The 12,395-nt window shown below is 36.5% G+C and carries 6 protein-coding genes; all 6 read right to left on the bottom strand.

Annotated elements, in window-relative coordinates:
- Positions 1-66: 66 nt before the first annotated feature.
- The 6 genes from BLS98_RS08910 to secA all read right to left on the bottom strand — a co-directional run bounded on the left by BLS98_RS08910 (position 67) and on the right by secA (position 12,367).
- Positions 67-1,278, bottom strand: a complete 1,212-nt coding sequence (locus tag BLS98_RS08910) for a PepSY-associated TM helix domain-containing protein (RefSeq protein WP_089735609.1) — start codon at positions 1,276-1,278, stop codon at positions 67-69.
- Positions 1,279-1,329: 51 nt separating this feature from the next.
- Entirely contained in the window at positions 1,330-3,441 is a 2,112-nt protein-coding gene (locus tag BLS98_RS08915) for a TonB-dependent receptor (protein WP_089735753.1), read from the bottom strand.
- Entirely contained in the window at positions 3,441-4,643 is a 1,203-nt protein-coding gene (locus tag BLS98_RS08920; protein ID WP_089735612.1) for a PepSY-associated TM helix domain-containing protein, read from the bottom strand. Before BLS98_RS08920 ends, BLS98_RS08915 begins: the two co-directional genes overlap by 1 nt.
- A 39-nt stretch (positions 4,644-4,682) precedes the next feature.
- Positions 4,683-6,893, bottom strand: a complete 2,211-nt coding sequence (locus tag BLS98_RS08925) for a TonB-dependent siderophore receptor (protein ID WP_089735614.1) — start codon at positions 6,891-6,893, stop codon at positions 4,683-4,685.
- 33 nt (positions 6,894-6,926) lie between these two features.
- Positions 6,927-9,140, bottom strand: coding sequence for a TonB-dependent siderophore receptor (locus BLS98_RS08930; RefSeq protein WP_089735616.1), 2,214 nt, complete (start codon positions 9,138-9,140; stop codon positions 6,927-6,929).
- Positions 9,141-9,292: 152 nt separating this feature from the next.
- Positions 9,293-12,367: a preprotein translocase subunit SecA gene (secA, locus tag BLS98_RS08935; protein WP_089735619.1), complete on the bottom strand. Its 3,075-nt coding sequence runs from the start codon at positions 12,365-12,367 to the stop codon at positions 9,293-9,295.
- Between the last annotated feature and the right edge of the window lie 28 nt (positions 12,368-12,395).

Consider the following 12,395-nt stretch of genomic DNA (forward strand, 5'->3'; position numbering starts at 1 on the left):
TTCTAGGGGCTAAAATTATAAAAAAGATTGTATTAATAGCTTATTAACCTTGTATTATTTAAAAGATTAAGCTGTTTTTACCGGTTTTTTCTTTCTTCGCCCCCACCAGATCATAAATCCAGTTACCGGAAGAGAAGCGCAGATAAGGCTCACAATAAAAGCGATAATCTTTGTAGGAAGGCCTAAAATAGCACCTACGTGGATATCATAATTGGCACTTACAACCTTTTCTCCAAAGTTTTTATCCTTTGGATCATGGGTATGTAGCAAATCTCCTGAGTTTTCATCAAAAATAAGGCTGCTGCTTTTGTGATATGAGTAAGTAAGATGTTTAACATATACTTCAAAATTAGGATGCTCATGGTCATCCATATGCTCATGTCCAAGATCTATTGCAAAACCATAAGACTCAGGGTATTTTTCTTTAACGGTATTGATAATTTTATCCAGAGTATTTTCAGTTCTCATCTCGATGGGAGCTTTTGTTTTAATGTGGGAGAAATCAGGATACACGGTTTCTCCTCCGGAAAACACTACATAAATCATCGCCTGAACTACAAAGAATGCATAAAACAAACCTGTTATCGAGAAGATAAGGGCAAAGATTGAAGCATAGAACCCTAATACATTGTGAAGGTCGTAGTTTTTTCTTTTCCAGCTCTTTATATTTTTCCACTTGAATGAGAAACGTTGTTTTCTTGCTGCTTTGTTTTTAGGCCACCATAAAACAATTCCGGTAATCAGCATGATGATGAAGATAATTACTGGTATTCCTACCACATACGTTCCCCAATCCTGTTTCAGAAGATAGCTCCAGTGGATCATTTTAACAATATTGAAGAATCCGTTCTTTTCATCATATACTCTCAGTACTTTTCCTGTGTAAGGATTTACATAGGCCTGCTTATAGATAGGAAACTCATCAAAATAATTCCAGGCATCCGTATTGTGCTCATACCAGAAGAACATATAGGACATTGTCTTATCCATAGGGACATTAACCCAGTGGATCGGGTATTTTTCTTTTACCTGTTCGGCAACTGCTTTTTCCATTACACGAATGGGAAGAATCTGCTTTTGCTCAATATTCTGTTCATGATGGTAGATCACATCCTTTCGGGTGTAGTTTTCCACTTCATCCTTAAAAACGTATAATGCTCCGGTAATGGAAATAATAAAGATTAAAAATCCAATACCCAGCCCAAACCATAAATGGAGCTTTGATGACCATTTTTTAAAGAATCCCGGCTTCTTTTTTTGATGATGATTTTTCTTCATATAAGAGTTAAAAGTATCGCAAAGATAGTCTTTACTTTTTATTTAGATTAATTAAAATTTATATTCAAGAATAAGTGTTCCTCTTGTTCCCGTAGCATTTACAAACTCGCTGTCTCTTGCTGACCACCACGCAATTGAAGGTTGATACAGTTTGTTGAAAAAGTTCTCAATTCCTATTGACAGTTTCCAGTTTTTATTGATTTCGCTGCCTAGTTTTAGGTTAAAGACGGTGTAATCAGGAACAAATCCTTCTCCATAAGTATATTGTTTATTAGCCCCAGGCTCAAATCTGTTCTGTTGAAACGAGTGAAGCATATCAACTCCAACGAAAACTTCAGGAATAGGTTTTACCTGTAGATAAGCTAGGACCTTAGGGGCAGAGATTCTACTGTTATTGATTTTAGCTGAATAATTTCCGTTATCATCCGGAGACGTAATTCCTTCCATCCAGCTATAGCTTCCCCCAAATTGAAGCCATTTAACAGGTGTGAAGTGTAAAAAACCTTCTACACCATAGATAATTTCTGGTGCTCTTTTAATAGTCAAAGCTCTGTCTGCACTCTGAACAAAGGTAGCACCTAGTTTTGAAGTACTTACATAAGAGGTTAATTCATAATTCATCCAGCTGGAAACCTGTCCTGTAGCTCCTAGTTCGTAATTGTTTACGATGATGGGTTTCGTTTCTAGGTTTTTGATGGTTTCAGAGGTTGAGGTTCTCAGTATTCTTCCCAATTCATTGATAGAGTAGGCTTGTGAAAAGCTTCCAAAAAGGTTAATGTAAGGCTCAATATTGTAACGTAGTCCGATATTTCCTACTAGTGCATTATAGTTTAATTTTCCGCCTGCTACCGGAATACTTGGGGTAAATGTCCCATTGTTTTTAATAACAGAAAGAGTGTTGAAATCATCTACATTTACTTTGATGTTTTCATATCGAAGCCCTCCTTTGATGGTTAACTTTTTGAACAGATCAATTTTTGCCAATAAGAAAGGGGCAATATTGGTCATATTCATATTGGGTGTCCAGAAACGACCGTCTTCCAGCTTCTGTACCGTTTCATCATTCAGAATATCAGTTCCATAGATGATTTCTGCCTGAGAGTTTTGAGTATTCCAAAGCTGGGTGTCTAAATTGAATCTTGCCCCTGCTTTTTTGGAAAGAACATTAGACTGTCCACCATTGAAAAATGTGTCACTATATCCGTAAACGGTTTTAAAATCCTGATAATACAGATTCACATTTAATGCGGTTCCGGTGAACAGATTTTTATTATCATAGCTTAGTCTGATATTATGATTCCTTGGTGTTCCTTGTGGTGTGGTTTCTAGACTTTTTCCCTGCCCTTCACCAATTGTAGGCCTAACGCCATATACACCAGTGTTTAATCCAAGATTAAGATCTGACCTTGATGAATATCCGATATAAGAAGCTTCAACTCTTTGATTTTCATTAATGTCATAGCCTAATTTCAACATTCCGTTGTAGTTATCCATTTTTGCTGTACTGTAGGTAGGGCTTAAATAGACTTTATTGGCATCTTTCATATACCCTGTTCTTTCATAGGCTAAGGAAAGGGTATAATCAAACTTATTGATCTTTCCGGATAAAAGCTGGCTGGCTCTTACTCCTAATGTTCCACCTGAGCGTTGCCCTGTGAAACCAATCTGTGAAATCCCAGAAATATTTTTATTGGTTTTGTTTCCTTTCGTAATATAATTGATGATACCACCGTCTGCACCATTTCCATAGATGGATGAAGCTCCTTTAATAACTTCAACTCTTTCAATGGCAGAAGGATCAATAACTCTCAAATCTCTTGCTCCGTTTCGAAGGGGAGTAGACTGTGGAATTCCATCTATTAAAACTAACACCTGACGTCCTCTTAAGGTTTGCCCGGTATTGGATGTCTGCCCGGAATTGGTTCCTAAACTCGGAACCGTATACTGCAGGATGCTGGTAATGTCTGAATTGACTGTCAATTGAGACTGGATCTGTTTCTCTCCAACAATGGTAATAGAACTTGGTACTTCTTTAATATTCTCTTTTTTCCTGGAAGCGGTCATGACAACTTCCTCAACTCTTTGAGCATTTAAAGAATCATTCTTCTGGCCAAAAACGGTTATGGTTCCCAGACATGCAGCTGATAAAAGCGCTTTTTTCATTATATTTTCTTTCCTTGTTTCTTTCTTTTTCCCCACCAGATCAGAAATCCGGTCACAGGAAGTGATGTACATATAAGACCGGCAATAAACCAGATGATTTTTCCAAACAATCCAAAATAAGATCCTGTATGGATGTCATAGTTGGCATTGGCATATTTCTCGGCGTTGCTCAGTTGTTGATGAGGTTTGTTGGTTAGTAATTTTCCAGAATATTTATCAAAAGTCAGCATGTTCCTTTCACTGAATCTTCCTTCCTGCCCATAGATGGTGATGGGAAGGTTTTTAAGCTCTTTTCCTTTCTTGTTTTTTCCATTGAGTGAAATTCTGTAGCTGGCAGCTCCTGCGTATAGTTTTTCTGTTTGTAAAGCAGTTATATCAAAAAGATCAGACCTCTTTGCCATTAATGAATCTGGAGATTTGATCTGTTTTTCTTTTGGTTGTTCCCAATAACCAGACAGGGCAAGATTAAACGTGTTTTTTACATATGGATATGCAAAATAAATTCCTGTTACACTCATTATTAAGGCAATAAATGAGGCATAAAACCCCAACACATTATGAAGATCATAATTTTTGCGCTTCCAGTTTTTTACATTTTCCCAATTGAACCAGAATCTTCCTTTTCGGGCATTTTTATTTTTAGGCCACCATAAAATGATTCCGGTAATCAACATGATGATAAAAAGTACGGTTGGAATTCCAACTACATATGGCCCCCATTCAGAATTCAGTAAAAGACCCCAGTGGATATATTTCAAAATATTGAATACATCATATTTTTCATCATAAACAGCAAGGATTTCTCCTGTATACTGATTGACATAAGCTTGCTTGTTGATCAATACTTGTTGAAAATAATTCCAGCCTTTTTTACTCTTTTCGTAATATAAAAAACGGTAAGATTTTCCTTTGTCTAGGGATATTTCAACAGAGTTAATCGGATATTTTTCATGAAGTTCCAAGCTTACTTTTTCCCGAAGGATAGTAAGAGGTATTGGTTTTTGGGCTGAGGCTTCATGTTTTACATAAATAACGTCCTTACGGAGAATATTCTGTATTTCATCCTTAAAAACGTACAAAGTCCCCGTAAGAGAGACTATGAATACAATGATACCAACAGACAAACCAAACCACAAATGTAGTTTGGCAGACCATTTCTTCGTTGGAGAAATTTTCTTTTTATGGTGGGGCTTTTTTCTCATAGCAAAAAGTTAACCCCCGAGAGGGCTAACCTTTATTTTTTAAAATTTATATCCGATTGATAATCTGAAGTTTCTAGGGGCATCTGCCTGGTAATAGTAATACTCTCCATATGGTGCTCCTGAATATAAATATCTGTTGAAGATATTAAATACATTAAAATTAACTCTGAATTTTGAATTTTCCCATGAAGCTCCAGCATCAAATTTTACATAATCCGCCATTTGTTGAGTATTTGTGCTTCCCCAGCCCCAGCTGCTTCTGTCTGCCATATAAGTTCCTCCAAAACTCAACCCAAAACCTTCAAGAAGATTATTACTGAACGTGTAGTTTAGCCAGCCGTTTGCGGTGTGTTTCGCATATCCCGGAACTCGGTCTCCTTTTTGTGCTTTAGCAGTAGTCTCAGTATATTTATTCTCAGTGAATGCATAGTTAAAAATAGCATTGAAACCTTTTACAATTTCCCCCTTCAGATCAAATTCTACTCCCTGTACTCTTGTTTTCCCAAGAAGAATAGAATATTTTCCGTTTGGATTGTTTGTTAGGTTCGGATCTCCTGTAATTTCATTATTCTTATTAATGTTATATAATGAAAGGGTAGTATTCCATTTACCGGCAAACCAATCTTTCTTGAAACCAACTTCAATATTGTCACCTGTTAACGGAGAAGCTGTTGTTCCATCTCTGAATAATCCAGCCTGTGGTACAAAGGATTGGTCATACAAAGCATAAGCAGAGGTATTTTCATTAATAGAATAACTTAATCCAATACGGGGTGTGATTCTGTTGGCTTCAGATTTTACTCCATAATTAACTTCTTTTACATTCGTATAACGCGCTGCTAATGTAAGTCTTAAAGCATCATTGAAAAAGCCTAGTTCATCTTGTAAATATAAACCAGTATATCTTTGATCAATAGTACTTCCTGAGCCAGCTCTTACTGAAAGAGGTCTAGTTTTGTCAAAAGCTAGATAGGCTTTAGTATTATTAGGTCCTGAGTAAGGGCGATTATCAGGAATATTAATATCATAATTATTCGTGTCTATATTATACCAGTATTTATAATCTTTAATGGTATTTTCGGCGGTTTCATCACCATTTTCATTAAACATATCCAGATTGTATCCTTGTGACCAATCCGCCATATATTTTTTGCTTCCCAGATCAAGACCGGCCAAGATTTTATGAGAAACAGGTCCTGTTTTTACAAGTCCATTCAGAAAAACCTGACCAAATTTCATCGTATTATCTGCTTCCCAATAATTTAAACGACGAAGCATATAATTACCCTCAAACTTGCTCGGCCAAAGATCACTTCCCATCGTATATTCATTCACATAAGTCAATTGAGAAGTCAATTTCCAGTTTTCGTTGAATTTATGCTGTAAATTGATGTTTATGGTATTATTGTCCACCTTTGTTGGGTCAATTCCGGGATCTGTAAGTGTATATCCAACCGGTTTAGCTTTGTAGCCCTGAAAACTAAAAACATAAGCAGATCCTACCTCAGACATTTTAGCCTTTTGATAAATATATTCTGCTGTTAAAGTTGTTTTATCACTAAGGTCTATTTTAACTGATGGATTGATAATATAACGATCATTGAACTCATAGTCTCTGAAGCTGTTTTTATTCTGAGCCATTAAGTTCAATCTAAATGCTACCTTGTCAGTGATCTTAGTATCAATATCTGCTTCACCTCTGTACATATTGAAACTTCCAAGGGTTACTCTTGCGGTTCCATTGAGAGCGTTTCCAGTAGGTTTTTTTGTAACGATGTTATAAATACCACTTGGCTCGCCGTTTGACATTAAGAATCCTGAAGGGCCTTTGATGAATTCAATATGATCTACATAGCTCATATCTTCACTTAAAGGACCCCAACTTGAAGTTACGTTAACTCCATTCATGAAAGCAGCAGCTCTGGCTCCTCTCATATTTACTCTTGTATACATGTCTCCCCAATGCTCTAGTCTTTGAGCCCCGGCAACGTTTCTTAACACACCATCACTTAAAGTTGTTACCTGCTGATCTTCTAAAGCTTTATTGGTGATGATTGAAATATTCTGAGGAATCTTAATAAGGGCTTCATCCAGACGAAGAGAAGAAGATCCCTGCTTTTCTACATATTTCTTATAATATCTTCCGTTAACGATTACTTCTTCAATATTGTTAGATTTAATAGTGTCCTTTTCCTGAGCAAATGTTAACATTGAAGTTAATAGTATAGCTCCTATCGTCAGTTTTTTCATTGTTTATAAGGGGTAGTAATTTATTGTAACAGTTTAGAATTTATAAGTAAGGGTTCCTACAGCATTAATCAATCTTTGTGGATTAGCTGTTGTATATCCTATCCAGTAATGTTGATTGGTGATATTGTCTACTTTAACGCCAATTCTGAATTTTCCGGCGTCATAGTAAGCACTGGCATTCAGGACCACATAGGATGGTAGAGTAAATACCTCTTCTTTTTGAGTATGAGCATCTTTGTCAATATTTAAATTATTAACAATCTTATTTTCACTCGCATAGTTTCCGCCAATTCCAAATCCAAGGCCTTTCAGTTTTCCGTCTAAAAACTGATAACTTGCATAAAGGTTGGCCAGATAAGGTGATCCTGAAGTATTGGGTCTTCTGTTGAGAACGGTATCATCAGATTGAGTATATTTTGAATCATTATAGCTGAAACCGGCAATAGCTGTAAATCCTTTTACCAAGTACGCATTCACTTCTAGTTCAACACCTCTGCTTACAATGGTTCCGTCTTGTATTTTTGCCCTTGGATCAGTTGCTCCGATAGCATTTCTCAAAACATCTTTCACCTTAATATTATAATAGCTGAATGTAGAAGATATTTTTCCGTTAAATAGATTCGTTTTGATACCTCCCTCCATTTGGTTAGCTTGTTCAGGTACAGGAGTTGCCGTTGCACCCGAAGCATCTGTATAATAATCAAGATTTTTGAAGCTGTTTTGATAGTTCCCAAATACAGAAATCTTATCTTTTATCAGCTCATATACCACACCTAATTTTGGAGAAAAGAACGTTTGATTTAATTTTTGGCCCTCCTTTGGATTTACAAGATCTGTAATGCCCGGTTTATTACTGAAATTATCCACTCGCAATGCCATTAGTACATTAAGGTTATTGGTGATGTTCAGTACATTTGAAATATAAACAGCATAGTTTTCCTGTATCCCATTGATGAGGTAGGGACTTTCCTTTCCCGCCATCGCGTTATATTGTGCCTGTAGGGCTGAACCATTGAAATTGGTATAATCGAAGCCCGATTGATGCAAAGGAACTGGAATTGATTCTCCCTTGGCATTCTTATCAAAGCCATTCACATCATAGAAATTTTGATTATTGTTCACTCTTAAATAATCAAACCCTAAAACCACTCTGTTTCTAAGGGTTCCTATATGGAAGTCTCCGTTAAAGTTTTGTTGGAAATTAAGAGATCTTTTTCGGCTGTCTCTTGTAGATTGATCACTTCTGTATATCTTATCTGCATCTTTTCCTGAAAAGTATAAGTAAGGCATAAATCCATTAGAATAACTGGATGATGTACTGAAGTTAGTAGAAGATGTAATAGATTTTGAAATTTTATAATTAACCTGACCGAAGAAATTGATGCTTCTTCCTGTATTGGTAAGGTCTTTTCCTAAATAAGAATTTCTATAATCAAGATTAAGATCTTTGATGTTGTTTACCTTTTGTAAGTACTCTCCAGAGTAGAAGAAGAAGGTCTGATCGCTCATATTCTTCATTTGGAACAATTCCATATCAAGATTGATACTCAAACGGTCAGTAGGTTTGTAACTTAAACTTGGAGCGATGGCAAGGTTTCTTCTGAATCCTTCTGTTTGGAATGTTCCTTCGTTGGTATAAGCCGAATTTAAACGGAATAGTAATTTTTTATCCTGAGTAAGCGGAGTATTAATATCTACTGCAGCTCGGTATGTATTGTAGCTACCACCTCCTAAGCTTACATTTCCTCCAAATGTGTCATAAGGCTTTTTAGTTACTCGGTTGATTACCCCTCCATAGCTTGATAGTAAACTTCCGAATAATGTTCCCGATGGCCCTTTCAAAACTTCTACTTTTTCAAGGTTGATGGCATCTATTGTCCCTGTTACGGCTCCCAATACCCCGTTTCTTAAAGAATTGGAAGAAACAAAACCTCTTAAGCTAACATAAGCCCCACCATCACCCGCTCTACCATTGGATGTCCACATATTCTGAAGACCGGGAATGTTTTTGAGGGCATCATCTACAGTATAAATTCCCTGATTTTCTAAAATGACTTTATCAATACTTGAGTAAACCTGTGGATTTTCAATAGCCTTTAAAGGCATTTTATTTGAAGATTCACTGTCTTTTTTTATATATGTATTAATGATTACTGCATCAATGCTTTTAGTTTTAGTAGAATCCTTTTCTTGGGCAAAAGTTAGTACACAACCCAACATAGAGGCACACATCAGTACATTTTTCATGAAAGTCAAATTTTATGCAAATATATTGTTTTTAACTATTCTAAATAAACAATAATATTGATATTTGTCATAAAATTATTATACAATCCACAACAAAAAACCGCTCCGGCCAATGCCAGAGCGGTTTTTTTAATAATATCTTTAATTATTTCTTATGCAGGAATTTCTCCTTTGTATAAGAAAGAAATAATTTCTTTGTTTAATTTCTCCATCATTTCACTGAATAAGTGGAAAGATTCCTGTTTGTAAATTACAAGTGGATCTTTCTGCTCATAAACAGCTCCTTGAGAAGATCTTCTTAGGTCGTCCATCTCACGAAGGTGAAGCTTCCAGTTTTCATCAATGATTGATAAAGTGATGTTCTTTTCAAAATCATTGATTAAGCTTTCACACTGAGTATCGTAAGCTTCTTTCAGGTCAGCAACAATAGTCATTGTTTTGTGGCCGTCTGTAAAAGGAACCTGAATCATTTTAAACATTGAACCTTGGTTTTGATACACATTCTCAATGATTGGGAATGATTTCTCTTTCAATAAGTTCAGTTTCATCTGATAATCTTCCTGAGCAGCTTTGAATAAGATATTCGTTAGATCCTGAATGTTTTTATTATTAAAATCATTTTGTGAAACCGGAGATTCCATTGTAAATGTTTTAATGATTTCATATTCAAAATCTTTATAATTTCCTGTAGCTTTTCCTTTCGCAACGATAGAGTTGGCTACATCGAAAATCATGTTCGTGATGTCATATTTCAAGTGATCTCCGAATAGAGCATTCTTTCTTCTCTTATAGATTACGTCACGTTGTTTGTTCATTACGTCATCATATTCAAGAAGTCTCTTTCTTGTTCCGAAGTTGTTCTCTTCTACTTTTTTCTGAGCTCTTTCAATAGACTTGCTAATCATAGAGTGCTGAATAACTTCACCCTCTTTATGACCCATTCTGTCCATCATTTTAGCAATTCTTTCAGAACCGAATAGACGCATTAAGTTATCTTCAAGAGATACATAGAACTGAGAACTTCCAGGATCTCCCTGACGACCTGCTCTTCCTCTTAACTGTCTGTCAACACGTCTTGAGTCGTGTCTTTCAGTACCGATAATCGCTAAACCACCAGCTTCTTTTACTTCTTTAGAAAGTTTAATATCCGTACCACGACCTGCCATGTTTGTTGCAATGGTTACAACTCCCGGCTGTCCTGCTCCGGCAACAATCTCAGCTTCCTTCTTGTGAAGCTTCGCATTCAATACCTGGTGTGGAATTTTTCTTAACTGAAGTGCTTTTGAAAGCAATTGAGAAATTTCAACAGATGTTGTCCCTACTAGTACAGGCCTTTTCTCTGCCGTTAATTTTTCAATTTCTTCAATTACAGCGTTATATTTTTCTCTGTTAGTTTTGAAAACTAAATCCTGTTTGTCATTTCTTAAAATCACACGGTTGGTTGGAATAACCACAACGTCTAATTTGTAGATCTCCCAAAGCTCACCAGCCTCAGTTTCAGCAGTACCAGTCATCCCCGCAAGTTTGTTGTACATACGGAAATAGTTCTGAAGCGTAATCGTTGCAAAAGTTTGAGTAGCAGCCTCAATTTTTACGTTTTCTTTAGCTTCAATCGCCTGGTGAAGACCATCAGAATAACGTCTTCCTTCCATGATACGACCCGTCTGCTCGTCAACGATTTTTACCTCGCCATCAATGACCACATACTCATCATCTTTTTCAAATAATGTATAGGCTTTCAATAGCTGGCTCATGGTGTGAACTCTTTCAGATTTTTCAGCAAAATCACCGAAAAGTCTTTCTTTAGCTTCGAATTCTTCTTCTTTAGATAAGTTTTTAGCCTCTACTTCAGCAATTTCAGTTCCGATATCCGGAAGAACGAAGAAGTTAGGGTCAGAGTTACCTTGAGACATGTATTCAACACCTTTGTCTGTAAGGTCTACCTGATTGTTCTTTTCTTCAATAACGAAGTAAAGGTCTTTATCTACAATCGGCATATCACGGTTGTTATCCTGCATGTATTGAGCTTCTGTTTTTTGAAGCAATGCTCTGTTTCCGCTTTCCGATAAGAATTTGATTAATTGTCTGTTTTTAGGAAGACCTCTGTATGCCTGAAGCAATTTGAATCCTCCTTCTTTAGTTTTTCCTGCTGCGATTAATTTTTTCGCTTCATTGAAGATTACAGAAACTGTTTTCTTTTGAACTTCAACGATTCTGTCGATAGAAGGCTTAAGAACATCAAATTCCTGTCTGTCTCCCTGAGGAACCGGACCAGAAATAATCAACGGTGTTCTTGCATCATCTACCAACACGGAATCCACCTCATCCACGATTGCAAAGTTCAATTCTCTTTGTACCAGTTCTGAAGGTGAAGTCACCATGTTATCTCTCAGATAATCGAAACCGAATTCGTTGTTCGTTCCGTAAGTAATATCTGAATTGTATGCTTTTCTTCTTCCGTCTGAGTTCGGCTGGTGGTTATCGATACAATCGATAGACATTCCATGGAACTGATAAAGAGGACCCATCCAAGCGGAGTCTCTTTTCGCAAGATAGTCATTCACGGTTACAACGTGAACACCTCTTTCCGGAAGTGAATTTAAGTAAATAGGTAATGTTCCTACCAAAGTTTTACCTTCACCGGTTGCCATTTCGGCAATTTTACCACTGTGAAGAATAATACCTCCGATAAACTGAACATCATAGTGGACCATATCCCAAACTACTGGAGTTCCGGCAGCGTCCCATGAGTTTTTCCAAACAGCTTGGTCTCCTTGAATGCTAACGAAATCTTTTCCTGCAGCAGCCAGTTCTCTATCCCAATCACTTGCTGTTACACGAATTTCTCCGTTCTGTGCCCATCTTCTTGCGGTTTCTTTTATCAATGCAAAAGCTTCCGGAAGAACCTGAATAAGAACTTTCTCTTCAATTTCGTACGATTCTTTCTTTAGAGACTCAATATTTGAGAAAAGAGCTTCTTTCTCATCAACGTTTGTTGAGTTTTTTATCTGCTCTTTAATCTGTTCTATTTGAGCTGTGATCTTGCTGGTAGCATTTTTAATATTTGCTTTAAACTCAGCAGTTTTTTGTCTCAGTCCATCATCCGACAATTGTTGGATGTTAGGTTCTACAGCCTTGATTTTTGTTACAACTTTTTTTACTTCTTTTAGGTCCTGCGCTTTTTTGTCTCCCAAAAACCCTTTAAGAACTTTGTTTAAAAAACTCATAAATTTTTTGCTTTATGCTTAATGCAAG

It is taken from the genome of Chryseobacterium jejuense, assembly GCF_900100075.1.
GTDB classification, from domain to species: domain Bacteria; phylum Bacteroidota; class Bacteroidia; order Flavobacteriales; family Weeksellaceae; genus Chryseobacterium; species Chryseobacterium jejuense.